Annotated in this window: 22 protein-coding genes and 2 pseudogenes; 19 read left to right on the forward strand and 5 right to left on the reverse strand. The window is 72.3% G+C overall.

Annotation, left to right across the window (positions count from 1 at the left end; all coding sequences use genetic code 11):
- Positions 1-115 precede the first annotated feature (115 nt).
- Positions 116-313, forward strand: a pseudogene (locus tag AB4K12_RS12390) (helix-turn-helix domain-containing protein); the annotation flags it as partial.
- A 132-nt stretch (positions 314-445) separates the two neighbouring features.
- Positions 446-790, forward strand: a pseudogene (locus AB4K12_RS12395) (MarR family transcriptional regulator); the annotation flags it as partial.
- Positions 791-885: 95 nt separating this feature from the next.
- Here AB4K12_RS12395 and AB4K12_RS12400 read toward each other — a convergent pair.
- Positions 886-2,832 (reverse strand): amino acid transporter, encoded by a 1,947-nt coding sequence (locus AB4K12_RS12400; protein WP_368434243.1) that lies wholly within the window; start codon positions 2,830-2,832, stop codon positions 886-888.
- Positions 2,833-3,087: 255 nt separating this feature from the next.
- On the opposite strand from AB4K12_RS12400, the gene AB4K12_RS12405 reads away from it, so the two are divergent.
- Entirely contained in the window at positions 3,088-3,720 is a 633-nt protein-coding gene (locus AB4K12_RS12405) for a 2'-5' RNA ligase family protein (RefSeq protein WP_368434244.1), read from the forward strand.
- 10 nt (positions 3,721-3,730) lie between these two features.
- Here the strand turns inward: AB4K12_RS12405 and AB4K12_RS12410 are convergent, their stop codons facing one another.
- On the reverse strand, positions 3,731-5,353 hold the full coding sequence (locus AB4K12_RS12410) for an ADP-ribosyltransferase domain-containing protein (RefSeq protein ID WP_368434245.1): 1,623 nt from the start codon (positions 5,351-5,353) through the stop codon (positions 3,731-3,733).
- Positions 5,354-5,462: 109 nt separating this feature from the next.
- On the opposite strand from AB4K12_RS12410, the gene AB4K12_RS12415 reads away from it, so the two are divergent.
- Positions 5,463-6,140 (forward strand): macro domain-containing protein, encoded by a 678-nt coding sequence (locus AB4K12_RS12415; protein WP_368434246.1) that lies wholly within the window; start codon positions 5,463-5,465, stop codon positions 6,138-6,140.
- Between the two features lie 27 nt (positions 6,141-6,167).
- Here AB4K12_RS12415 and AB4K12_RS12420 read toward each other — a convergent pair whose 3' ends face one another.
- The 3 genes from AB4K12_RS12420 to AB4K12_RS12430 all read right to left on the reverse strand — a co-directional run bounded on the left by AB4K12_RS12420 (position 6,168) and on the right by AB4K12_RS12430 (position 8,575).
- On the reverse strand, positions 6,168-6,533 hold the full coding sequence (locus AB4K12_RS12420) for a GntR family transcriptional regulator (RefSeq protein WP_368434247.1): 366 nt from the start codon (positions 6,531-6,533) through the stop codon (positions 6,168-6,170).
- Positions 6,534-6,535: 2 nt separating this feature from the next.
- On the reverse strand, positions 6,536-7,525 hold the full coding sequence (locus tag AB4K12_RS12425; protein ID WP_368434248.1) for a DUF1648 domain-containing protein: 990 nt from the start codon (positions 7,523-7,525) through the stop codon (positions 6,536-6,538).
- A 99-nt stretch (positions 7,526-7,624) separates the two neighbouring features.
- Positions 7,625-8,575: an NAD-dependent epimerase/dehydratase family protein gene (locus AB4K12_RS12430; protein WP_368434249.1), complete on the reverse strand. Its 951-nt coding sequence runs from the start codon at positions 8,573-8,575 to the stop codon at positions 7,625-7,627.
- A gap of 650 nt (positions 8,576-9,225) precedes the next feature.
- Here AB4K12_RS12430 and AB4K12_RS12435 point away from each other — a divergent pair.
- From AB4K12_RS12435 to AB4K12_RS12505, 15 genes are all read left to right on the forward strand, one after another.
- The gene (locus AB4K12_RS12435; protein WP_368434250.1) at positions 9,226-9,915 is read left to right on the forward strand and encodes a response regulator transcription factor; all 690 of its coding nucleotides are present in this window, start codon (positions 9,226-9,228) and stop codon (positions 9,913-9,915) included.
- Between the two features lie 237 nt (positions 9,916-10,152).
- Complete coding sequence (locus tag AB4K12_RS12440) at positions 10,153-11,634, forward strand: FAD-dependent monooxygenase (RefSeq protein WP_368434251.1); 1,482 nt, start codon at positions 10,153-10,155, stop codon at positions 11,632-11,634.
- A 35-nt stretch (positions 11,635-11,669) separates the two neighbouring features.
- Positions 11,670-11,996: a TcmI family type II polyketide cyclase gene (locus AB4K12_RS12445; protein WP_368434252.1), complete on the forward strand. Its 327-nt coding sequence runs from the start codon at positions 11,670-11,672 to the stop codon at positions 11,994-11,996.
- Positions 11,993-13,276 carry a beta-ketoacyl synthase gene (locus tag AB4K12_RS12450; RefSeq protein ID WP_368434253.1) on the forward strand — a complete coding sequence of 428 codons (1,284 nt, stop codon included), beginning with the start codon at positions 11,993-11,995 and terminating at the stop codon, positions 13,274-13,276. Before AB4K12_RS12445 ends, AB4K12_RS12450 begins: the two co-directional genes overlap by 4 nt.
- Positions 13,273-14,493 carry a ketosynthase chain-length factor gene (locus AB4K12_RS12455; protein WP_368434254.1) on the forward strand — a complete coding sequence of 407 codons (1,221 nt, stop codon included), beginning with the start codon at positions 13,273-13,275 and terminating at the stop codon, positions 14,491-14,493. Before AB4K12_RS12450 ends, AB4K12_RS12455 begins: the two co-directional genes overlap by 4 nt.
- Positions 14,494-14,572: 79 nt before the next feature.
- Positions 14,573-14,839, forward strand: coding sequence for an acyl carrier protein (locus AB4K12_RS12460; protein ID WP_368434255.1), 267 nt, complete (start codon positions 14,573-14,575; stop codon positions 14,837-14,839).
- 25 nt (positions 14,840-14,864) lie between these two features.
- A complete protein-coding gene (gene fabG, locus AB4K12_RS12465) occupies positions 14,865-15,650 on the forward strand; it encodes a 3-oxoacyl-ACP reductase FabG (protein WP_368434256.1) in 786 nt (261 codons plus the stop codon).
- 20 nt (positions 15,651-15,670) lie between these two features.
- Positions 15,671-16,606 carry an aromatase/cyclase gene (locus AB4K12_RS12470; RefSeq protein ID WP_368434257.1) on the forward strand — a complete coding sequence of 312 codons (936 nt, stop codon included), beginning with the start codon at positions 15,671-15,673 and terminating at the stop codon, positions 16,604-16,606.
- 2 nt (positions 16,607-16,608) lie between these two features.
- Positions 16,609-18,612, forward strand: a complete 2,004-nt coding sequence (locus AB4K12_RS12475; protein ID WP_368434258.1) for an SDR family oxidoreductase — start codon at positions 16,609-16,611, stop codon at positions 18,610-18,612.
- The gene (locus AB4K12_RS12480) at positions 18,609-19,364 is read left to right on the forward strand and encodes an SDR family oxidoreductase (protein ID WP_368434259.1); all 756 of its coding nucleotides are present in this window, start codon (positions 18,609-18,611) and stop codon (positions 19,362-19,364) included. Before AB4K12_RS12475 ends, AB4K12_RS12480 begins: the two co-directional genes overlap by 4 nt.
- Positions 19,361-20,173: a 4'-phosphopantetheinyl transferase superfamily protein gene (locus tag AB4K12_RS12485; RefSeq protein WP_368434260.1), complete on the forward strand. Its 813-nt coding sequence runs from the start codon at positions 19,361-19,363 to the stop codon at positions 20,171-20,173. Before AB4K12_RS12480 ends, AB4K12_RS12485 begins: the two co-directional genes overlap by 4 nt.
- Positions 20,170-21,477: an MFS transporter gene (locus AB4K12_RS12490; RefSeq protein WP_368434261.1), complete on the forward strand. Its 1,308-nt coding sequence runs from the start codon at positions 20,170-20,172 to the stop codon at positions 21,475-21,477. Before AB4K12_RS12485 ends, AB4K12_RS12490 begins: the two co-directional genes overlap by 4 nt.
- Positions 21,474-22,118, forward strand: a complete 645-nt coding sequence (locus AB4K12_RS12495; RefSeq protein ID WP_368434262.1) for a hypothetical protein — start codon at positions 21,474-21,476, stop codon at positions 22,116-22,118. The genes AB4K12_RS12490 and AB4K12_RS12495 overlap by 4 nt, the downstream gene beginning before the upstream one ends.
- A gap of 75 nt (positions 22,119-22,193) precedes the next feature.
- The gene (locus AB4K12_RS12500) at positions 22,194-23,018 is read left to right on the forward strand and encodes an SDR family NAD(P)-dependent oxidoreductase (protein ID WP_368434263.1); all 825 of its coding nucleotides are present in this window, start codon (positions 22,194-22,196) and stop codon (positions 23,016-23,018) included.
- 145 nt (positions 23,019-23,163) lie between these two features.
- Positions 23,164-24,618, forward strand: coding sequence for an MFS transporter (locus AB4K12_RS12505; RefSeq protein ID WP_368434264.1), 1,455 nt, complete (start codon positions 23,164-23,166; stop codon positions 24,616-24,618).
- Positions 24,619-24,641: the final 23 nt, after the last annotated feature.

A 24,641-nucleotide genomic window follows, 5' to 3' on the forward strand; every position in this document is an offset into this window, starting at 1 on the left:
GTCAATCAACCGAGAGGCATTTCTCCAGGTCAGCGCAGGAAAATTGATGCAATGGCGTTGGCGTCGAACGCAACGGACCGTTGCAATGATTGACGGCGAAGGCAATACTGACGGCATGCCAGGAGGACGCTTGACCCAACAGGACCGCCGGCGCATCGCGACCGGCCTAGCCGACGGGCTCTCGTACGCCGAGATCGCCAGGCGGCTCGACCGGTCGACCTCGACGATCAGCCGGGAGGTCGCACGCAACGGTGGCCCCGGTGGCTACCGGCCCCAGGAGGCACACGATGCGACGGTCCAGCGGGCGCGCCGGGGAACACCCGCACCCCCACGCGCGGCCGGCCCGCAGGGCGGCGCGGTGGAGGAAGGGATCGTCGAGCTGGCGGTCAGGTCGGGGATGCCGCGGATGACGGCGCGCGTGCACGTCGACCTGTTGCTGTCCGAGGACGGCAGGCGCACCGCGGCCGAGCTGACCCGTCGGCTGAACGTCAGCCCGGCCTCGGTCTCCGTGGCTGTGAACTCCCTGGTCCAGCAGGGGTACGTCCGGCGCGAGCGCGATCCGCGGCGGCGTCGCGACATCTACGTGGTCGATGACGAGGCCTGGTACCACTCGGTCGTGATCAGCGCGCGACAGACGCTCGAGGCGGTGCGGACCTCGATGGCGGCGGCGCAGACGTCCGGGCTCGACACGCCCGTCGGGCAGCGGCTGTCCAGGGCGGGGGCCTTCCTGGAGCGGATCACCCTGGACCTGATGGTGTCGGCCGACCGCTGGCGCACCCTCCTGGCGTGACGGATCCCAGCCGGACCGCTGTCAGGGGGCGTCGGGCCACGGGTGGTGGGGGTGGTGTGCCTGCCGCGGTTCCGGCCGGTGCGATGGACGGTCGGTCAGCCGACGTGGACGCGGGGGCGGCGGTCGCGGCCCGGTTCGGCCTCGCGCAGGATCTCGCGGGTGACCGGAGCGACCTCGCCCTGGCCGAAGAGGAAGAAGCGGACGAAGTTGGTGAAGGGGTTGCCCTCGGTCCACTCGAAGAAGACGTGGGGGCGGGTGCCGGTGAGGTCGCGGGCGTGGAGGAGGAAGGCCGCGAGGGCATTGGGGACGGAGGAGCTCTCCATCGTGAGGACGCGGTAGCGGTCGTGCAGGATCTCGCCGCGTACGGTCAGACCGGCCTCGAACTCGGAGGGGTCGGTGACCGTGACCTCGACGAAGACGAAGTCCTCGGCGGTGGGGATGTCGTTGTCGGCGCGGATCTGTCCGATCTTCTCGCGGTATTCGGTGACGTCGCGCTCGTCGGGTTCGTTGGCTATGAAGCGCGGCGTGCGCTGCGAGATGTCGCGAACGAACCGCTCGGCCATCTCGTCGAGTTCCACATGCGTGACGCGGAGTTCGAAGGCGCGGCCGAGGCGGGAGAGGAGGGAGATGAGGAGGATGCCGGCGGTGAAGCAGGCACCGATCTTCACGCCGTCCGGGCGCTCGATCACGTTGAGGACGGTGGTGTAGAGGAAGACGGCCGAGATGACGCCGAAGGCGATGGTCCAGCCGCGCTGGCCGGCTTTGCGGGCGGCGATGGTGACGGCGATGGCGGCGGAGCAGATGAGGACCAGGACGCCGGTGGCGTAGGCGCCGCCCTGGGCTTCGACGTCGGCGTCGAAGAGCCAGGTGACGAGGAAGGCGACGAGGGTGAAGACGATCACCATGGGGCGCACGGCGCGGGCCCAGTGCGGGGCCATGCCGTACTTGGGCAGGTAGCGCGGCATCAGGTTGAGCAGACCGGCCATGGCGGAGGCGCCCGCGAACCACAGGATGAGGATGGTGGAGACGTCGTAGACCGTACCGAAGACGTTGCCCAGGTACTCGTGCGCCAGGTAGGCGAGCGCGCGGCCGCTGGCATCGCCGCCGGACTCGAACTCCTTGTGCGGGATGAGCACGGTGGTGATGAAGCTGGTCATGATCAGGAAGGCGCTCATGATGAGCGCGGCGGTGGTGAGCAGCTTCTTGGTGCCGCGAATCCGCCCGGCGGGCCTGTCCTCGGCATCGTCCGGGGCGCCCTTGACGTGCGGCATCACGGCCACGCCGGTCTCGAAGCCGGACAGGCCGAGCGCCAGCTTCGGGAAGACGATCAGGGCGACGCCGATCATGACGAAGACGTTGCCGTGCTCGGTGGTGAGGGCAGCGGTCCAGTCGGTGACGACGTGGCCTTCGGTGAGGACGTGCCACAGGCCGGTGACCACGACCACCACGTTGAGCGCGAGGTAGACCGTGACCAGGACGACGGCGACGCCGATCGCCTCCAGGAAGCCCTTGAGGAACACCGCGCCGAGCAGCGCGATGAGGATCAGGGTGATCAGCACCTGCTTGTCGTGCAGGGCCCCTTCCAGATTGGGGTTCTCCACCAGGTGGGTGGAGGCGTCCGCGGCCGACAGCGTGATCGTGATCAGGAAGTCGGTCGCGGCGAAGCCCAGCAGCGTGAGGACGAACAGCTTGCCCTTCCAGAAGGACAGCAGCCGCGACAGCATCGCGATCGAACCCTCGCCGTGCGGGCTCTCCTCGGCCACGCGCCGGTAGACGGGCAGCGCGCCGGCCAGGGTCACGATCACGAGCACGATCGTCGCGACGGGGGAGAGGAGACCGGCGGCCAGGGCGGCGATGCCCGGCTGGTAACCGAGGGTCGAGAAATAGTCGACACCGGTCAGACACATCACCCGGTACCAGGGCTGGCCCTTGTGCTCGGGCTCCGGGGCGGCCTGCGACGGACGGCCCTTGCCCATGTCGGAGAGCCCCTCCAGCATCCACGCCCGTAGACGACTCGTGTGCGTGTCGGTCGGGGTGGCCATGTGGTGCTCCTGGAATCCTGCGGGGGGAGGGGGCGAAATTCGGCCATCATGCGGACAGCCGAGCCAGCGTAAGCAATGGATTCTTCGCCTGCCCGGGGAGGGGCGTCAGGAAAGCGTCAAGATTCGCGTGAGGGCCGTAGCCAGGCCGGTCCCGGGCCCAGTAGAGCTGTGCGGCTGAACGCGTTCACCACAGCGCGGCGGCCGACTGCCGGCGGTCGACTCGTGCGGTGTGGGCGTGGCGCGGATCATGGGGGTGTGGACGGGAACCCGGTGTTCGGTGGGGCCGAGCCGGTGGACGTGCTCGAGGTGGCGCCGACGGCCCGGACGGCGGTGGCGTGGTTGCCGCCGCGGGAGCTCTGGCCGGCGGTTCAGGACATCCGCTGGGAGCACGATCCGCAGGTACGGCGGTGGCCGCCGCATGTGAACGTGCTGTTCGGCTTCGTACCGGAGGAGGACTTCGAGCGGGCTGTGCCGCTGCTCTCCGCCGGGGCGGCGGAGAGCGCGGCGTTCGAGGTGCGGCTGGCCGGTGTGCGGTATTTCCGGCACCGGCAGGCCGCGACGGTGTGGCTCGACCCGGCCGCGGCGGGGCCGGCGCCATGGGACCGTCTCCACCGGGCGCTGGGGCTGCGGTTCCCGCTCTGCCGTGGGCGCGGCGGCCGCTTCACCCCGCATCTGTCGCTCGGCCGCACCCAGGACCCGCGGCGTCTGGCCGCCGAGTGCGCCGCCCGGCTCGGCGCGCTGACGGCCGTGGTCGAGGAGGTGGTCCTGCTCTCGCGGCGTGGTGAGGAGCCCATGCGGCCGCGGGCCGTGATCAGGCTGGGCACGGGCGAGGTCCGCCGACCGCCGGAGGCCTGGCCGTCGGAGCCCGGGGCGTCCGACGGCTCGTAGCGGTCGGCGCTCAGGACACGAGGGTCTGCTCCTCCAGTTCGGTCAGCTTTACGGTGCACAGACCGCCGCGCTCGGTCTTCACGTCCGTCACCTTGAGCTGCGTGCCCGGCGAGAGGATGAATTCCTCCTCGCCGGCGAACGCGGAGAAACTGCTGATGCCCACCGCCCGGGCGGGGACCACCTCGAAGAGCGTCCGCTTGCCGCGGCTGCCGAGGAAGTTCCGGGCCACGTTGAGATTGGGCGTGCACGAGGAAACGCCCCACCAGGTCACGGTCCGGCCGAGCGGGTACTGCGCACGCAGGTCCAGCGAGACGCCGCGCCACAACGGCTCCTTGCGGGCGGGAAGCTGCGACACCGCCGAGAACAGCAGCCGCAGATAGGGGAGATACGGGATGACCTTGGCCCGGTCCGGCGCACGCAGGACGGCGTTGATCTCCCGGTAGAACGCGGACTGGCAGGTGTAGAGGTAGAGGGCGGCGATCGCGTCGGCGGAGAGGCTGCCGGCCGCTTCGTCCGCCCTCCTCTTGCCGAATTCGTGCGACTGGTCGACGTGCCGGTCGAGGCCGGACAGCAGCTCGGCGACCGGGGCGACGGCGTTCTGGAAGTCCATGAGCGGGGTGTCGAACACACCGGTGATCGCGGGGAGGGCGAGACCCTCGTCCTTGACGCTGGCGAGCCGCTCGAGGTACAGCTGGTGCAGCTCCATGGTGGATGTGATGAACGCGCCCATGCGTTCGGCGATGCCGCCGTCCGTCCCACCGACCTCCGCCGCGCCCTCGTTCCACCCCTTGCTCGGCAGCCAGTCGATCGGATCGGAGCCCAGCGACGCGAGGGCGTCGTTCACCACTCCGAAATGGTCGCCCTCGCAGAAGATGTCGCCCTGCGCCGCGGGATTGGGGTGGTCGATGTGCCGGACGTCGACGTCGGGGTACTTCTTCTGGAGTTCGAGGACGACCTTCTTCAGGTTGCGGGCGTGAGCTCCCCACCACGCGAAGACGACACCGCGGTCTTCCTCGTCGGCGTTCTGCTTGGCCTGGAGGACCTCCTCGACGATCCGCTCGGTGACCGGACGCCAGAATGCCGTGTGCCGGTCGGCATCGGCGCCCCTCCCCCCGTCACTGCTGGCGGTGAGTGCCGCGTTCAGCAGCAGTACGCCCTGCGTGAGCATCGCCTGGAACCATTCCGGCGGCTGGACGGTGTCCTGCTTCTTCAACAGCGTGCGGATGTCGGCGATCGGGGTCTTCTTGGGTATGCCGTACTTCCACATCGCCGCCGCCTTGATGATGCAGCGGATGCTCACGACCCTGCCGAACTGACTGTCCTTCCAGTCGTGGAAGGTGTTGTCGAACATGGCGATGCCCGTGGCGCTTTCCGGGCGCGGATACGGGTTCTGACCGAATACGACGACCTTCCACTTGTGCGGCGGATTGGGCTTGAGCGCCTGGAAGGTCAGTTCGCGGACGGGGACGACTTCCTGTCCGCGGCCCGAGCCGATGAACGCGGCCGCGTTCGGCTGAGCCTCGATGACCGGCTTCAACAGCGGAAGCCAGGGTTCACCGCCGCCCTTGAACAGTTCTGCAAGGGCCAGCGGGTCGTTCGCGTCGGGCTGGGCAGGGGTGTTGGCATCGATCATGGCCGGGAGGCTAGCAACGGGGTACGACAATCGAGCTCCCCACCGGTTGTCAGTGGGCGGTTGTAGCGTCGTGAGCGATGGAACGACCGTGTCCCGATGGGAGTGGACTATGACCGTGAACCGTGTGGAGTCGCCGCTGAGGGTGGTGCTGACCGACGTCAACGCGAAGGTGGTGGAGGCCTGGCGGGCGGCGTTCGCCGACACCCCCGGGATCGAGATCCGCAAGGGCTCGATCCTCGATGAGAAGGTCGACGCCTGGGTCACTCCGACCAACTCCCGGGGCCGTATGGACGGCGGCCTCGACGCAGTCATCAAGCGGCATCTGGGAGCGGGCATCCAGCTGCGTGTGCAGCGGGCGATCCGCGACCGGTTTGCCGGAACCTTTCCAGTAGGAAGCGCGGTGTGCGTTCCGTCCGGGGCCGTCGATCCGAAGTTCCTGATCTCGACGCCGACGATGGAAACGTCCTCGCAGAACGTGAGCGAGACCCTGAATGTCGCCCTGGCGTGCGCCGCCGCGTTCCAGGCGATCCACCGGCAGAACAAGGAAGCGCCGGGCAGCATCACCTCGGTGGCGCTGGTCGGAATGGGCGCCCGGACCGGCCGGGTGCCGGCGCGGGTGTGCGCCAATCTGATGTGGACGGGCTACACGCTGTTCAACGACTACCACTTCGAGGACTACGACGACCTGCGCAGCACGATCGTCGCGCAACTCGACGACATCGAGAACGCGCCTGCCGAGAAGCGGGTACGCATCGCGCCGCCCCAGCGCTCCATATCCCGCCGCTGACCGAGCCGTTCTCAGCGCGTCTCATGCCTATCGGCGGTCGGCCGTCAGGGAATTCCTGACGAGGTCCATCACGTCGTTGTCGCCGAGTCCGAGCGCGCGGGCGTCGACGACCAGGCGCCGCGCCTGTTCGGTGAGCCGGGCGCGCTCGGCGGACGGTCCTCCGGTGACGACGGCCCCGCGGCCGCGGCGGAGTTCGAGGAGGCCTTCCTCGCGTAGCCGTTGGTAGCCGCGGAGCACGGTGTGCATGTTGACGCCGAGGGAGGCGGCGAGGTCGCGGGCGGAGGGCAGGCGCTCGCCGGTGCGTACGGTGCCGTCGGCGATGGCGCCGCGCACGCAGGCGGCGATCTGGTCGCCCAGGGGGAGGGGCGAGGAGGGGTCGATACGGAAGAGCACGGTCACCCCCCGGCCGACGTGCGGCGTTCGCGGTCGGCGAGGGTGTTGAGGAGCGCGGCGGCGGTGGCGGCGTCGTCGACGGTGACGACGAACTCGCTGCCGGTGGTCAGGCGGGCGCTGATGGCGTCGCCGGAGCGCAGCACGATGCCGCTGGCTCCGGGACGGGCTCGGTATCCCCAACCACCGAAGTCCCGCAGCGGGTTGACGGTGCGGTGGCCGGCTTCGGTGATCCTCTCCAGAGGCACGTTCAGGCGCGGCCAGGGGGCGAGTGAGGGCGTGACGGTGATCCCGCGCCGGTCGGCGGTGACCCGGGCGCTGGTCAGGACGGCCATGGGCGCTCCGGTGAGGAGGAGCGGCAGTGCGGGCGCCCATCCGGTGGTGACGCAGACGACGATGCCGGCGGCCAGGATCAGGGCGCCGGTGACGGGCAGGACCCGGGAGCCCGTCACCTGTGTCCAGCCGGCGGTCTCGGCGTCGCCGAGGGTGAGGCGCGGGGCCTGGGCCGAGGGCCCGGAGACGGTCTCGGTCTCCTGGGCCGTGCCGCAGGCCGCCCAGCCCACGGCCGCGCAGAGGGCTGCCGCGCCGAAGGCGAGTGCGGCCTGCGTCCCGGGCAGGGTGACGGTGGCGGCGTCGTCGACGTCGGTGTTGGCCAGCAGCACGGCGGTGACCAGCCACCCGGTCAGCACCGCGACGGCGCCGCCGATGACGGCCAGGACGCGCTGCACGCCCGGGTTCGGCCGTATCCAGAAGGCGAGCACGCCGAAGACGACGCCGTCGCCCACCAGCACCCCCAACGCGGTGGCCAGGAAGGAGCCTTGACCCGAGAAGTCGTCGGCGCGTCCTCCCTCTCCGATGTGGACGGCCATGCGGCCGGGGAGCCGGTCCTGTACGGACAGGAAGACCGACAGGACGACGGCGGCGGCGATCAGGGCCGGCGCGACGGCGACGGCGATGCGACGGGCGTCGAGGGACGCGGATCGTGAGTGCGGCATGGCAGTACCTCCACTTGTTTGCACACTAGTAGAACAACCGGCGTGCACGTGAGGGAAGGTGACTGCCTGTTTCTTAACGCGGTTCTGGCGGGTGCGGTGTCACCCGGCGGTGGCCAGGCGCTCACGCCACCAGTCCACCGTCGCCTTGACCTGCTGGTCGACCGGGGTGGCGCGGACGGTGAACGCGTCGTCGTACGCGCTCGAGTCGGCGACGAACGGACGGTCGAACTGGTAGCGGATCTCCCTCAGTTCGCGGATCAGCGGGGAGAAGACCGACGCGACACTCAGCAGGGCGGACGGCGTCCCGCGCACCGCGACCGGCCGCGTTCCCGCCTGGGTGGCGAGCAGGCCGGTCATCTCCCTGACGGACAGCGGGGGCTCCGTGGGGACGTGCCAGGGCCGGCCCCAGGCGCGTTCCTCGCCCGCGACCTCGACAAGGGCCCTGGCCACGTCGGGGAGGTAGGTCCAGCTGTGCGGGGCGTCCGGATCCCCGAGCGTGGAGACCGGCTTGCCGCGCAGCAGTCGCGGCATGACCCGTGCGGCCAGGTGCCCGCCGTCGGTCACGCCGGGTCCGAAGAAGTCCGAGGCCCGCACCTCGACCGCCCTGATCCGGCCCTGCTCGTGCAGGGCCCGCGCCTGCTCCCATCCGGCGGCGCGCACCCGCCCCTTGGGGCCGGTCGCCGCGAGCGGCAGGTCCTCGGTCAGGGTGCCGTCCACCGGGCCGTAGCCGTAGAGGTTGCCCAGCATGACCAGGACGGCCCCGGTCGCCTCGGCCGCAGCGCAGACCGACGAGGCCAGCGGCGGCCATTCCGCGGCCCAGCGGTGGTAGGGCGGCGCGGCGCAGCCGAAGATCGCGACAGCGCCCCGCGCGGCCTCGGTCAGGCGCTCGCGGTCCGTCGCGTCCAGCGCGACGTGCTCGATGCGTTGGGTGCCGGGCTCCGGGGCGCGGCCGGACCTGGTGACGACCCGTACCGAATGGCCTTGCTCGGCCAACAGTCGAGCGGTGGCCGCTCCGGCGGGCCCGAATCCTACGACGACATAAAGACTCACCCGCGCACATTAGTACGAACCGCAAACCGTCCGTATGTCGGATGACCGGGGCGCCGCGTCCTTCTCCGTCGAGGCAATCCCGACTTACCGTGTGTACCAGGACGTTGAACCATTCAGTTCAATGCCCCGGTGTTCAAGTGATCGATCGGACGCAGAGTGACCGGTTCCGCGGCCGTTGTCACGCGCGGTCGGTTTTTCCGGCGGCCCGCTCGGGCCTCGCCGTCCCGAGGGGGCGTTCGACCCGGGGGCTGAACAGGCTGGATCGAGCAAGGATCGAGCCATTGCACGGAGGGAATGAATCCGCCGCGTGGTGGCCGACAGACGGTGTCTGCCACGCCCTGTAGCTGTCATGGCCAATGAATTCGGTAAGGGTTGCCCGGAACACGGCACTCGGTGACGCTTGCACGAGTAGCGCATGCGGCCGCCCGACGGGCGGTCCCAACGGGGGAGAAACGTCATCGAGGTGACGCACGTGCTGAAGCGGTGTTGTTCCCGGATTCCACGACAGAACCCCTCGATCGGCCCCTGACGGGGCAGTTGCGCCCCAGCGTTCCCACAGCGCGCCGCGGTCGGCGTGGACCGTCGCGCACCGGACCCCCCTTCGCTGCCCGGCCGGCGGCCGGGCAGTGCAACCGCATCTGGGAGGCATCGTGCAACTTCTCGTGGTGGAGAACCGTACGGCGGCGGCGGAGCCCCTGGCCCCGAGACTGGAACGGTACGGCCACGAAGCCGTCACGGTCGCCACCGGCGCGGCGGCCCTGGAGTCCTACGCCGAGGCCGAACTCATCCTGCTCGACCTCGAACTCCCGGATATCGACGGCCTGGAGGTGTGCCGGCGAATCCGCCGGGAGAGCGATACGCCGATCATCGCGTTCACCGGCCGGGGAGCCGAACTGGACCGTGTCCTGGGATTGCAGGCGGGTTCCGACGACTGCCTGGACAAACCTTACGTATTCCGCGAGTTAATGGCCCGCATCGATGCCGTGATGCGCCGCGCGCGGCGCCCGCCGGAGCCGGTGCGCCCGCCGGCCGAGGCGCTGTCCGTCGGGGACGTGTGCATCAACCCCGCCTCCCGCGAAGTACGGCTGTGCGGCCGGGCGGTGGACCTCACCCGCAAGGAATTCGACCTCCTCTACTACCTCGCGACGCACTCCGACAGCGTTGTCACCCGGCAACGGCTGATGGCCGAGATCTGGGGCGACACCTCGGCGAACGCGCTGGGGCCGCGGGCGAGCCGCACCATCGACACCCACGTCAGCTCGCTGCGGGGCAAGCTGGGTCACAGCGGCTGGATCCGCACCGTGCGCGGCGTCGGCTTCCGCATCGGCCCGGGCCGGTGACCCGCGGGTGACCGGCTCCGCGCACAGGCCCCTCACCGGGGGAATTGACGTTTCCCTGTCCTGTTGACGAACGCCTGACGCACCTTTGCAGATGTCCTTTGACGGGATTCCTTGCCGCGGATCAGGCGTGGCGACGAAGCTAATTCCCGGCTTCGCGATCTCGATTCCCGGGCTTCTCCCGGGAATTCCGCGCGAGGCGTGCGCGGCACGCGGTGGACGCCAGTCGGGAGAAGGTGGATGGACGCATCGGTCATCATTGTGGGGGCAGGGCCGGCCGGGCTCATGCTCGCCGGGGAATTACGGCTGGCGGGCATCGGCGTCGTCGTCCTGGAGCGCCTGCCGGGGCGTACGGGCGAGTCCCGGGGGATCGGGCTGGCGCCGCGCACGATGGAGGTCTTCGACCAGCGCGGCCTGCTGGGCCGGTTCGGGGACGTCGAGACGAGCGAGCAGGGGCACTTCGGGGGCATCCCGGTGGACTTCGGCCCGCTGATCGCCGTGCACGGCGCGGCCAGGACCGTGCCGCAGTCCGTCACCGAGTCCGTACTGGAGGACTGGGCCCGCGACCTGGGCGCCGACATCCGGCGCGGCCAGGAGTTCGTCTCGCTGACCGACCACGGCGACGCGGTCGAGGCCCGGGTCCGCGGCTCGGCCGGCGAGCGGACGCTGCGCGCCCGCTACCTCGTCGGCTGCGACGGAGGCCGCAGCGTCGTCCGCAAGGACGCAGGCTTCGACTTCCCCGGCACTCCCGCCACCACGGAGATGTTCCTGGCCGACCTGCGGGGCGTCGACCTCGAGCCCCGCATGGTCGCCGACCGGGTCTCCGGCGGCATGGTCATGGCCAACCGGCTCGGCGAAGGCATCGTGCGCATCGTCGTCGGCGAGCGCGGCGCGCCCCCGCGACGGCGCACCGGCCCCCCTGACTTCGGTGAGGTGGCCGACGCCTGGAAGCGGCTGACCGGCATCGACATCTCGCACGCCGAACCGCTGTGGGTCAGCGCCTTCGGCGACGCGGCCCGGCAGGTCACGGAGTACCGGCGGGGACGGGTGCTGCTGGCCGGGGACGCCGCCCACATCCACCTCCCGGCCGGCGGCCAGGGGATGAACACCGGAATCCAGGACGCGGTGAACCTCGGCTGGAAGCTCGCCGCCGTCGTACGGGGCACGGCCCCCGAGGCCCTGCTGGACACCTACCACGGCGAGCGGCACGAGATCGGCCGCCGACTGCTCGCCAACACCCGCGCCCAGAGCCTGCTGTTGCTCGGCGGCGACGAGGCGCAGCCGCTGCGCGACGTGCTCGGGGAGCTGACGCGGTACGAGGACGTCGCCCGGCACCTGGCCGGAAAGGCCAGTGGGCTGGACATTCGCTACGACGCCGGGAGCGGCCACCCCCTGCTCGGCACGCGCATGCCCCACCTCGAGCTCCGCCGCGTCGGCGGCGCCCGGCCGGACCGCCCCACCAGCAGCACCGAGCTGCTGCGAGCCGGCCGGGGCGTGCTGCTGGACCTGGCGGACAACCCCCACCTGCGCCGGCGGGCCGACGGCTGGACGGACCGGATCGACGTGGTCACCGCCGCGCCGCACGGCCCCGGGCTCCGGCACGGGCTCGAGGGCGCCGCCGCCGTGCTCGTACGGCCCGACGGCCACGTGGCCTGGATCGCGCCCGGCAGCCGTCACGACCTGCCCATGGCCCTGGAGCGCTGGTTCGGGCCCGGCCGGTGACGCACCGATCACCGCACCAACGGAGAGAGGCAATGATGCACAGCACGTTGATCGTGGCCCGGATGGACCTCGGCTCCGCCGACGACGTCGGCCGGCTGTTCGGCGACTTCGACCGGACGGACATGCCCCACCGCATGGGCACCCGCCGTCGGCAGCTCTTCGCCTACCGGGGCCTGTACTTCCACCTGCAGGACTTCGACGGCGCCGACGGCGGGGAGCGCATCGAGGCGGCCAAGGCCGACCCGCGTTTCGTGGGGATCAGCGAGGACCTCAAGCCGTACATCGGCGCGTACGACCCCGCCACCTGGCGCTCGCCGGCCGACGCCATGGCCCGGCGCTTCTACCACTGGACGGCGTCATGAACGGCGGCACCGGCGGCCGCCGGGTCGTGATCACCGGGATCGGCGTCACGGCACCGGGCGGCCCGGGCGTCAAGAACTTCTGGCAGCTGCTCACCGACGGCCGGACCGCCACCCGCCGCATCTCCTTCTTCGACCCCGCGCCGTTCCGCTCCCAGGTCGCCGCCGAGGTGGACTTCGACGCCGACCTGCTGGGCCTGCGCCCGCAGGAGATCCGCCGCATGGACCGGGCCGCTCAGTTCGCGGTGGTCACCGCGCGCGAGGCGGTCCAGGACAGCGGCCTGGAGACCGACGCGCTGGACCCCTGCCGCACCGGCGTCACCATCGGCAGCGCCGTCGGCGCGACCATGGGCCTGGACCAGGAGTACCGCACCGTCAGCGACGGCGGCCGGCTGGAGCTGGTCGACCACACCTACGCCGTGCCCCACCTCTACAACTACCTGGTGCCCAGCTCCTTCGCGGCCGAGGTGGCCTGGGCCGTGGGCGCCGAGGGGCCCGCCACGGTGGTCTCCACCGGCTGCACCTCCGGCCTCGACGCCGTCGGCCACGCCGCCGAGCTGATCCGCGAGGGCTCCGCCGACGTGATGATCGCGGGGGCCGCCGACGCGCCGATCTCCCCGATCACCGTGGCGTGCTTCGACGCGATCAAGGCGACGACACCGCGCAACGACGACCCCGAGCACGCCTCGCGCCCGTTCGACGCGAGCCGCAACGGCTTCGTCCTGGGCGAGGGCTCCGCCGTGTTCGTCCTGGAGGAGCTCGGCGCCGCACGGCGGCGCGGCGCCCACGTCTACGCCGAGATCGCCGGGTACGCCACCCGCTCCAACGCCTTCCACATGACCGGCCTGCGGCCCGACGGACGGGAGATGGCCGAGGCCGTACGGGTGGCCCTCGACGAGGCGCGGATGAACCCCGAGGACATCGACTACGTCAACGCGCACGGCTCGGGCACCAAGCAGAACGACCGGCACGAGACGGCGGCCTTCAAACGCAGCCTGGGCGAGCACGCCCACCGCACGCCGGTCAGTTCCATCAAGTCGATGGTCGGCCACTCGCTGGGCGCCATCGGTTCCATCGAGATCGCCGCCTCCGCGCTCGCCATGGAGCACGGCGTCGTGCCGCCCACGGCCAACCTCCACACCCCCGACCCCGAGTGCGACCTCGACTACGTTCCCCTGACCGCCCGCGACCACCGCACCGACGCGGTGCTGTCCGTGGGCAGCGGCTTCGGCGGGTTCCAGAGCGCGATCGTGCTCGCCCGCCCCGAGAGGAGCCGGCGGTGAAGGGCAGGGCCGTCGTCACGGGACTGGGCGTCGCCGCGCCCAACGGCCTGGGCCTGGAGGCGTACTGGCGGGCGACCCTGAAGGGGCGGAACGGCATCGGCCGCCTCACCCGCTTCGACGCCACCGGCTACCCCGCCCGGCTGGCCGGGGAGATCGACGGGTTCACCGCCGAGGACCACCTGCCCGGCCGGCTGCTGCCGCAGACCGACCGCATGACCAGGATCGCCCTGGTGGGCGCCGACTGGGCCTTGGCCGATGCAGGGATCGACCCCGGCGAGCTGCCCGAGTTCGCCATGGGCGTGATCACCGCCAGCGCCTCCGGAGGCTTCGAGTTCGGCCAGAACGAGCTCCGGGCGCTGTGGAGCCGGGGCGGGCAGTACGTCAGCGCGTACCAGTCCTTCGCCTGGTTCTACGCCGTCAACAGCGGACAGATCTCCATCCGCAACGGCATGCGCGGGCCCAGCGGCGTGCTCGTCAGCGACCAGGCCGGCGGGCTGGACGCGCTCGCCCAGGCGCGCCGGCAGATCCGCAAGGGCACCTCGCTGGTGATGACGGGGGGCGTCGACGCCTCCCTGTGCCCCTGGGGCTGGGTCGCCCAGCTGGCCGGCGACCGGCTGAGCACCAGCGACGACCCCGAGCGCGCCTACGTACCGTTCGACGCCGAGGCCCGGGGCCATGTACCGGGCGAGGGCGGGGCCCTGCTCGTCCTGGAGGACGCGGAGCACGCCGCCCGCCGCGGCGCGCCCCGGGTCTACGGCGAGTTCGCCGGATACGGCTCGACGTTCGACCCCCGGCCGGGCAGCGGCCGGCCCCCCGGCCTGCGCCGGGCCGTCGAGCTGGCGCTGGCCGACGCGGGCACCGGCCCGGACGGCGTCGACGTGGTCTTCGCCGACGCCGCCGCCGTCCCCGAGCTGGACCGCGTCGAGGCCGAGGCCCTCGGCGCCCTCTTCGGACCGCGCGGCGTGCCGGTCACCGCCCCCAAGACGATGACCGGCCGGCTCTACTCGGGGGCCGCGCCGCTGGACCTCGCCGCCGCCTTCCTCGCCCTGCGCGACCAGGTGATCCCCCCGACCGCCCACACGTCCCCGGACGCGCGCTACGGCCTCGACCTGGTCGGTCCCGAGCCGCGCCCCGCCACCCTGCGCACCGCGCTGGTGCTCGCCCGCGGACACGGGGGCTTCAACTCCGCGGCGGTCGTGCGGAGCACCGCCGCCTGACACCAGCCACCCCACCACCACCGTTCACGCGAGCGCGTACGCCATCGGACGCCACCGCACGCCATCGGAAAGGACCACCATGCCCGCCACTTCCTTCACCCTCGAGGACCTCAGGCGCATCCTGCGCGAGGGGGCCGGAGCGGACGAGGGCGTCGATCTCGACGGGGACATCCTCGACACCGAGTTCGAGACGCTCGGCTACGAGTCCCTCGCGCTGCTGGAGACCGGCGGCCGCATCGAGCGCGAACTCGGCATCACGCTCGACGACGACACGCTGACGGACGCCCGTACCCCCCGCGCGCTGATCGAGGCGGTCAACGCCCGCCTCGCGGCCGACGCCGCCTGACCGCCCCGACCACCAGGAGAAGGACATGACACAGCAGGACGCCAGGGTCGCCGTGGTCACCGGTGCGACCAGCGGCATCGGCCTCGCCACGGCCCGCCTGCTGGCCCGGCAGGACCACCGGGTCTTCCTCTGCGCACGCACCGAGGAGGGCGTGACGACCACCGTCAAGGAGCTCCGGGAGGAGGGACTCGACGTGGCGGGCGCCCCCTGCGACGTGCGCGACGGGACGGCCGTCCGGGACTTCGTACGGGCCGCGGCCGACCGCTTCGGGCCGGTGGACGTGCTGGTGAACAACGCCGGGCGCAGCGGCGGCGGAGTCACCGCCGACATCACCGACGAGCTGTGGGCCGACGTGCTCGACACCAACCTCACCAGCGTCTTCCGCATGACGCGCGAGGTGCTCACGACCGGCGGCATGCGACGGAAGGAGCGCGGGCGCATCATCAACATCGCCTCCACCGCGGGCAAGCAGGGCGTCGTCCTGGGCGCCCCGTACTCGGCGTCCAAGCACGGCGTCGTCGGGTTCACCAAGGCGCTGGGCAACGAGCTGGCCCCCACCGGGATCACCGTGAACGCCGTGTGCCCCGGCTACGTCGAGACCCCCATGGCCCAGCGGGTACGGCAGGGCTACGCCGCCGCCTACGACACCAGTGAGGAGCGGATCCTCGAGAGGTTCCAGGCCAAGATCCCCCTCGGCCGCTACTCCACGCCGGAGGAGGTCGCCGGGCTGGTCGGCTACCTGGCCTCCGACACCGCGGCCTCCATCACCTCGCAGGCGCTCAACGTCTGCGGTGGCCTGGGCAACTTCTGATCCGGACAGGAGAAGTGACGATGACCGTCCGTCAGGTCGAGCACGAGATCACCGCGCAGGCGCCCGCCGCCGAGGTCTACCGGCTGATCGCCGAGGTGGAGAACTGGCCGCGGATCTTCCCGCCCACCGTTCACGTCGACCACCTCGAGCGCGGCGAGGGCGAGGAGCGCATCCGCATCTGGGCCACCGCCAACGGCGAGGCCAAGAGCTGGACCTCCCGCCGCACCCTGGACCCCCAGGGGCTGCGGATCACCTTCCGGCAGGAGGTCTCCACCCCGCCCGTGGCCGCCATGGGCGGCACCTGGGTGATCGAGCCCCTCGCGCCGTCGCGCTGCCGCATCCGGCTGCTGCACGACTACCGGGCCACGGGCGACGATCCGGAGAAGCTGAAGTGGATCGACGAGGCCGTCGACCGCAACAGCCGCTCGGAACTCGCCGCGCTCAAGGCCAACGTCGAACTGGCCACGGGCGCGGACGGGCTCACGCTCTCCTTCGAGGACACCGTGCGCGTCGCGGGCTCGGCCAAGGACGTCTACGACTTCCTCAACGAGGCCGGCCTGTGGTCCGAGCGGCTGCCGCACGTGGCCGCGGTCCGGCTGACCGAGGACACCCCCGGGCTGCAGACCCTGCGCATGGACACCCGCACCAAGGACGGCTCGTCCCACACCACCGAATCGGTCCGCGTCTGCTTCCCCCACCACGGGATCGCCTACAAGCAGACCACCCTGCCCGCCCTGATGACCCTGCACACCGGCTACTGGCGGCTGGAGGAGGACGGCGACGGCGTCCTCGCCACCTCCCGGCACACCGTCGTGGTCAACACCGCGAACATCACCACGGTGCTGGGGCCCGACGCCGGCGTCCCCGAGGCCCGCGCCTTCCTGCGCAACGCCCTGGGCGCCAACAGCAGGGCCACCCTCGGCCACGCCAAGGAGTACGCGGAAGCGCGGCGCTGAGCATGGCGCACACACCAAAGACGCAGGTGCCGGACACGGATGTGATCGTCGTCGGCGCCGGCCCGGTCGGGCTGCTGCTGGCGGGGGAGCTGCGCACGGGCGGCGCCCGGGTGACCGTACTGGAGCGGCTGGCCCGGCCCACGACGGAATCCCGGGCCTCCATCCTGCACACCCGCACCATGGAGATCCTCGAGGAGCGCGGCGTCCTGGCCCGGCTCGGCCCCCTGCGGGCCGTCGGGCCCGGCCACTTCGGAGGGCTGCCGCTCGACCTGGCGGCGGCGGGCCCGGGCCACCGGTTCGCCGGGCAGTGGGAGTGCCTGCAGTCCCACCTGGAGCCCGTCCTGCAGGAATGGGCCGCCGGGCTCGGCGCCGTCGTCCGGCGGGGGAGCACGGTGACCGGGCTGACCGCGCACGCCGACCGCGTCGAGGTCGTCTCGGCCGGGCCGGACGGCACGTCGCGGCGGCACACCGCCCGGTACGTCGTGGGCTGCGACGGGGAGCGGAGCACCGTACGCCGGCTGGCCGGATTCGAGGTCGCCGGACGGGCCGCCACCCGCGAGATGCTGCGCGCCGATGTGGCGGGCATCGACATCCCCGGCCGGCGGCTGCGCCGCTACCCGGACGGCGTGGCCACGGCCTTCCGCCGCCCCGACGGCACCACCCGCCTGATGATCCACCGCTACGGGGCCGGGCCCGCCGCCGGCGAGCCGGACTTCGCCGAGGTCGTCGCGGCCTGGGCCGCGGTGACCGGCGAGGACATCGGCGCCGGCACGCCCGTATGGATCAACCGGTTCGACAACGCCAGCCGCCAGGCGACGCGTTACCGCCGGGACCGGGTGTTCCTCGCGGGCGACGCCGCCCACGTCCAGATGCCGGTCGGCGGCCAGGCCCTCAACCTCGGCCTGCAGGACGCGGCGGACCTCGGGCCCCGGCTCGCCGCGGCGGTCACCGGCGCCGGCGGGGACGCGCCGCTCGACGGCTACCACGAGGCCCGCCATCCCGTCGGCGCCCGCACCCTGACCGGCATCGAGGCCCAGGAGCGGCTGCTGTTCGGCGGGCCGGAGACCGAGGGGCTGCGCGAGGTCTTCGGCGAACTGCTGGGGATCGACGCCGCGGCCGCGCACCTCGCCCGCGGCATCAGCGGCCTGGACGGCCGCACCACGGCCCCGGCGGCGGTCACGCCGCACCGGGACCGGTCCACTTCGACACCGACACACAGGAGTTCCCGCATGGCAAGGCTCGTGCACAGGACGGCGCTCGTCACCGGCTCCAGCCGCGGCATCGGACGGGCGGTCGCCGTGCGGCTGGCCCGCGAGGGCGCCCTGGTCGCCGTGCACTACGCGACCAACGAGGACGCGGCCCGCGAGACCGTCGCCCTCATCGAGAAGGACGGCGGCCGCGCCTTCCCGGTGCGCGCCGAACTCGGCACCCCCGGCGACGTGCACGAGCTGTTCCTGGGCCTGGACCAGGGGCTCAAGGAGCGCACGGGCGACACCGCCCTCGACATCGTGGTGAACAACGCGGCGGTCACCGGCAACGACGGCATCGCGCCGCAGGACGTCACCCCCGAAGCCCTCGACCGGAACTGGTCCGTGAACGCCAAGGCGCCGTTCTTCATCGTCCAGCGCGCCCTGGAGCGGATGCCCGACGGCGGCCGCATCATCAACATCACCTCGGGGCTCACCCGTTGCTCGACGCCCCACCAGATCGCGTACGCGATGACGAAGGGGGCCATCGAGCAGATCACCCTGCACCTCGCCCGCCACGTCGCCCCCCGCAACATCACCGTCAACAGCGTGGCCCCCGGCATCACCGACAACGGCTCCGCCGTCTTCGACATCCCCGAAGCCGTGGAGCAGATGTCCCAGCTGTCGGCCTTCAAACGGGTCGGCGAGGCGGGCGACGTCGCCGACGTGGTCACCTTCCTCGCCACCGACGAGGCCCGCTGGATCACCGGCTCCTACGTCGACGCCAGCGGCGGCACCCTGCTCGGAGCGGGCGGATGACGGCCGGCGTCGCCCTGGTCACCGGCGCCAACAAGGGCATCGGACGCGCGGTCGCCCGGCGCCTGGGCCTGCTGGGCATGACCGTCTACCTGGGCGCCCGGGACGACGGCCGGGGCAAGGCGGCCGAGGACGACCTGCGCGCCGAGGGACTCGACGCCCGCTTCCTGAGCCTCGACGTCACCGACGAGCACTCCGTCGCCCTCGCCGCCCGCAGCGTCGCGGACGAGGCCGGCCGGCTCGACGCCCTGGTCAACAACGCCGGGACCGGCGCCCCGGTGCGGCTTCCCAGCGCCACGCCGCTCGAGGAGGTGCGACGGACCTACGAGACCAACGTCTTCGGCGTCATCACGGTCACCAACGCCTTCCTCCCGCTGCTGCGCCGCTCACCGGCCGGCCGCGTCGTCAACATCAGCAGCCTGCTGGGCTCCATCACCCACGCGGCGCGACGCGACGACCCCTCGGGGGTCTTCCCGCCCGGGGTCTTCCCGGCGGTACTGGACTACAACACCTCCAAGGCCGCCCTGAACGCGATCACCGTGACCTACGCCAACGAGCTGCGCGGCACGGGCATCCTGGTCAACGCCTGCTCGCCCGGTTTCGTGGCCACCGACATCAACGACCACCAGGGCGACCTCACCCCCGACGAGGGCGCGCGGATCCCCGTGCTGCTGGCCACCCTGGGGGAGGACGGGCCGACGGCCGCCTTCCTCGGCGAGGACGGCACCGCGGACGGGCAGGTGCTGGCCTGGTGACCGCCCACCCGACCCTCGCCGCCCCCGCGGCCCGGCCCCTGCGGGCCGGGGAAGTGCGCCTGTGGGCGCTGCCCGGCCCCTGGCCGGACCTCACGGCCGTGGCCGCCGCGGAGCTCGACGCCGCGGAACTGCGGCGGGCCCGCTCCTTCGTCCGGCCGGCGGACCGGCGGCGCTACACGGCGGCGCACGTCGCGCTGCGGCGGGTGCTGGCCGCCCACCTCGGCGTGCCGCCGGGCCGGATCCCTCTGCGGCGGGCGCCGTGTGTCCGCTGCGGCGGCCCGCACGGCCGCCCGGTCCTGGCTCCGGCGCACGGCGGGACGTATTTCTCGCTGACGCACACCCGCGGCTTGGTCCTCGTCGCCGTCGCCGCGTCGCCGGTGGGCGTCGACGCCGAGGCGATGCCGTCGGCGGACACCGCGGAGGCGTGCCGAAGCGCCCTGCACCCGGCGGAGCGGGCGGAGCTGGCCGCCCTGCCGGAGGCGGAACGGGCCGGGGCCTTCGGGCGGTTGTGGACGCGCAAGGAGGCCTATCTCAAGGGCCTGGGCACCGGCCTCAACCGCTCCCCGGCCGCCGACTACCTGGGCGAACGCACGGACGCCGCCGCCCCGGCCCGGCCCCGGGGCTGGCTCGTACGCAATGTGGCGGCCCGCCCCGGCACCGCCGCCGCGGCCGCCCTGGCGATGCCCGGAGGGCCGCCGGGCGCGCTCCGCGTCGTCGCCCACGACCTGTCCCCGCGCGCCCTCGACGCCGACGCGGCCGCCGCCGTCCGGCTGATCGAACGCGCGACCGACGCGGGAGGCGAAGGGTGACGCCGGACGCACCGCGTCGGGGACCGGGCACGACCACGGCGGCCCGTACCGCCACCGGTGCCGGGCGTTGGGACGGGCGGCTGTGGGCCCTGCTGTTCATCCTCTCGGGGAACATGGTCCTCGACGCGATCGAGGTGTCGGTGGTGCTGGTCGCCCTGCCCTCCATCGGCGCCGACCTCGGCATGTCGCCGCTGACCGTGCAGTGGCTGATGAGCGGGTTCGCGCTCGGCTTCGCCGCGCTGCTGCCCCTGGGGGCGTGGATCACCGCCCGGTGGGGACGCCGCCGCGCCTACCTGGCGGCCATGGCCGTCTTCGCCGCCGCCTCGGTGGCCGGCGGGCTCGCCGACGGCCCCGCGCTCCTGATCGCCACCCGGATCCTCAAGGGCCTGTGCGCCGCGCTGACCGCGCCCACCGGGCTCGCCATCATCAGCACCACGTTCCGCGACGGGCCGGACCAGCGCAGGGCGGTGTCCGTCTACTCCCTCTTCGGGGCCGCCGGCTTCACCGTGGGCGCGCTGCTGTCCGGGGCGCTGCTGGAGGCCGGCTGGCGCTGGACGTTCCTCTTCCCGGCCCCGGTGGCCCTGGCCCTGATGCTGCTCGGGCTGCGACTTCTCCCGCCCGACCCGCCCGACCCGCCCGACCCGCCGGACCCGCCGGACGCCGGCGCCCCGGCCGGGCCCCGGCCCTGCCTGCTGCGCGACGGCCGGCTGCGGCGTTCGGCCCTGGGCGCCGCCTCCCTCAACGGCACCTACGCCGGTCTGCTGCTGCTGGTCACCTTCCAGTGCCAGGAACGGTTCGGCTGGGCGCCGTGGAAGTGCGCGCTGGCGCTGCTGCCCGCGTGCGTCCCGCTGGCGGTGACCGTCCCGTTCGCCGGCCGGCTGGTCGCCCGCCACGGCACCGCCCGGCTCGTCGCCCTCGGGGCGCTCACGCCCTTCGCGGGCTGCGCGCTGTACCTGTGGCGGCCGGAGGGGCGGCCGTACGCCACGGGGATGCTGCCCGTCCTGCTACTGGTCGAGGCGGGCTTCGTCCTCGCCTTCGCGGCGCTCAACATGCAGGCCACCGCCACCGTCCCGGCGGCGCGACGGGGCCGCGCGGTGCCGCTCTACCAGACCGGGGTCCAGCTCGGCGGCGTCCTGACGCTGCCGGCGGTCGGCGCGCTGCTGACGGCCCACGACGGCTACCGGCCGGCCCTGTCGCTGCTCACCGCGGTCTCGGCCGTGGGCCTGGTGACGGCCGTCGCCGGGCTGCGCGCACCGGCCCCGGGCGCCGGAACCCCCGACCACCACGCCCAGGAGGCGCCATGACCTCGCCCGCCACCGCCGCCCTGCCGGACGTCCGCCGTGCCGACGCCGGGGCGGTGTTCGTCAGCCATCGCCACGTACCCGGCCGCCAACACGGCACCGCCGTGCTCGGGGAACTCCTCGACCAATGGAGCGGCACGCCGTGGCCGCGGGGAATTCTGTCCTTCAGCTGTTTCCTCAGCGCCGACGACGAGACCGTACTGACCTATGCCCAGTGCGACGACGCCAGGGCGTACGCGCCCTTCGTGCGCTCGCTCGGCCCCGCCGCGCGGACGGGCGCCGTCGAATACCGGCTGCACCGGACCGTCGTGCCCGATGCCGCTCCCCGGGAGACGGGCTGCGTGGTCGTCGCCGCCTTCGACGTCGACGGCGCGGAACGGCAGGAGCACGTCATCGGCTCGCTCGTCGGCACGCTCGAGAACATGCCGCTCGCACAACACCCGGGCATGATCTCCGTCAATTTCCACGCCAGCGTGGACGGCACCCGCGTGCTCAATTACGCCGAATGGACGTCGGACGCCGCGCACGACGTATTCCTGGACGGCGCGAGCCGGGCTTCGACACTGCGCGCCAGCAACGACATCCCTGGTGTCCGGCCCATCGGATTCAAGCGCTACCGCCTCTTCGGCAGCGTGGTACGTTGACGCGCAGTCGGCCCAACTCCGGGTCGGCAAAGGCGAGTTGAGTATCTCTCGCCGCCGTTCAGGGAGGTTTTCCGGATGCGCACCATGGTGATTCAGGGCGGCACCGACGGGATGGGCAGGGCACTGGCCCTCGCCTATCTGAGGCGTGGCGAAAGGGTGGTGATCCTCGGCCGCGACGTGAAGAAAGGAAAGGCATTACTGGACTCCGCCCGGGAAATCGGAGCGGACGACCGGGCGTTCTTCGTCAAGGCCGATCTCGCCCTTGTCGCCGAGAACCGGCGGGTGATCGAGCACATCAGGGAGAACTTCCCCGTGGTGGACGCGCTCGTGCTGTGCGCCCGGCACTACAGCAGCATCCGTCGGCAGACCTCCGAAGGTTTCGAGCGCACTTTCGCGCTCTTCTACCTGAGCCGTTTCCTGCTGAGCCACGGGCTCATCGGGGAACTGGAGAAGGCCGAGCGGCCCGTCATCATGAACGTGGCCGGGCCCGGCACTCCGATGGGCCGGGTCCACTGGGACGACTTCGGCCTCGCCCGCGGCTACGACGGCGTTGAGGCGCTGAACCAGGGCGGCAAGGCCAACGACCTGCTCGGCGTCTCCTTCGCCGAGCGGCACGCGGCCGGCCGGGTCCGGTACGTCCTGATCAACCCGGGCAGCGTGTCGACGAGCTTCTCCGGTGACTACGACGCCGAGACCGCGGCCCACATCGAGATGATGAAGAAGTTCGGCAAGCCCGTGGAGCAGGGCATCGTGCCGATCGCCGCCCTCATCGACGCCCCGCCCGCGGCGCGGCTGAGCGCGTACGCGGAGAACCGGCCGATCGGACTGGGGCACCCGTCCTTCGATGCGGGCGACGCGGCCCGGCTGCACGAGGCGACCGAGACGATGCTGGCGCGCTGACGGCGCCCGCGTCAACGGGCCCGTCCTGAAACGACCTTGGGCATCGGCACGACCTCCAACCACCTTGCGGGCTACCGGCTCGGTCACTAAATTGAACCCACTAGTTCAGATACTCCAGTGTACCGAGCCGAGTTGGAGACCTGCTGTGAGCGTCGAACCGGCCTCCCCCGCCGTATCCGCCGAAGCCGTGACCGAGCCGGGAGCCGCGGGGCCGTACCCGCGCCGGTGGGCGGCGGCGGCCGTGCTGACGGTGGCCTTCCTGATGGACCTGCTGGACGTCACGATCGTCAACGTCGCGTTACCCACCATCCAGCGGGAGTTGGACGCGAGTCCGACCCAGCTGGAGTGGATCTCCGCCTCCTACCTGCTGGCCTTCGCCGTCGCGCTGATCACGACGGCCCGGCTGGGGGACGTGTGGGGCCGCAAACGGATCTTCCTCTACGCGGTGGCCCTCTTCGGTCTGGCCAGCCTCTGGTGCAGCTTCGCCGACAGCCCGACGGAGCTGATCGTGGCCCGCGTCGTCCAGGGCCTGGCCGCCGCCGGCATCGCCCCGCAGGTCATGAGCACCCTGCAGAGCACCTTCGAGGGGCGCGAACGCGCCACCGTCTTCGGCCTGTTCGGCATCGTCGCCGGCATGGCGCAGGCGCTGGGCCTGGTCGTGGGCGGCGTCCTCATCACCGCCAACGTCGGCGACCTCGGATGGCGCACCCTGTTCCTGGTCAACGTGCCCGTCGCCGCACTGGTGATCGCCTTCGGCGCCTGGCTGGTGCCCGAGACGAAGGTGCCCGGCGGCACCCGGCCCAACCTGCTGTCCGCCGCCGTGCTCACCGTCGGCCTGGTCGCCGTCGTCTTCCCGCTGATGGAGGGCCGCCAGTACGGCTGGCCCGTCTGGTGCTGGCTGTCGCTGGCCGCCGGGGTCGTCGCCATCGTGGCGCTGGCCCTGGCCGAGGAGCGCGGGGGAGGGCGGCGCAACGCGCCCCTGCTGCCGGCCGGGCTCTTCCGCGACCGCTCCTTCAGCGGAGGACTCGCCGTCCTGCTGCTCGCCTTCGCCAGCTACAACGGCTTCCTGCTCGTGCTCACCCTCTGGCTCCAGGACGGGCAGGGCTACAGCCCGCTGCGCGCCGGCCTGGTCACGGTGTCCTTCTGCGTGGGGAGCCTGTTCACCGCCGTGGTCGCCGGCCGGCTGACCGTCCGCTTCGGCCGGGGCGTGGTGATGGCGGGCTGCCTGCTGTTCGCCGTGGGCACGCTGGGCGTCCTCGTCGCCGCCCGCGCGGCCGGCGGAACGGTCTCGTCCTGGTCGCTCGTACCCGGCCTGGTCGTGCTCGGCGCCGCGCTCAACCTGATCATCCCGCCGCTGGTGACGCTGTTCACCTCCGCGGTGCCGCCCCGGCATGTGGGCACCGCCTCGGGCATCTGGAGCACGACCCAGCAGTTCGGAGGGTCGCTGGGCGTGGCCGTGATGGGCTCGGTGTTCTTCTCCGCGCTGGACGGCGGCTACCGGTCGGCCTTCACGGTGATCGCCGCCGCGACCGCCACGGCGCTGGTCGTCTGCGCGATCCTGGCGCTGGCCCTGGCCCCGCGGGAGAGGACCGCCGCCTGAGGACCGTCCGAGGGCGAGCGTGA

Source organism: Streptomyces sp. C36, assembly GCF_040932295.1.
Classification (GTDB): domain Bacteria; phylum Actinomycetota; class Actinomycetes; order Streptomycetales; family Streptomycetaceae; genus Streptomyces; species Streptomyces triculaminicus.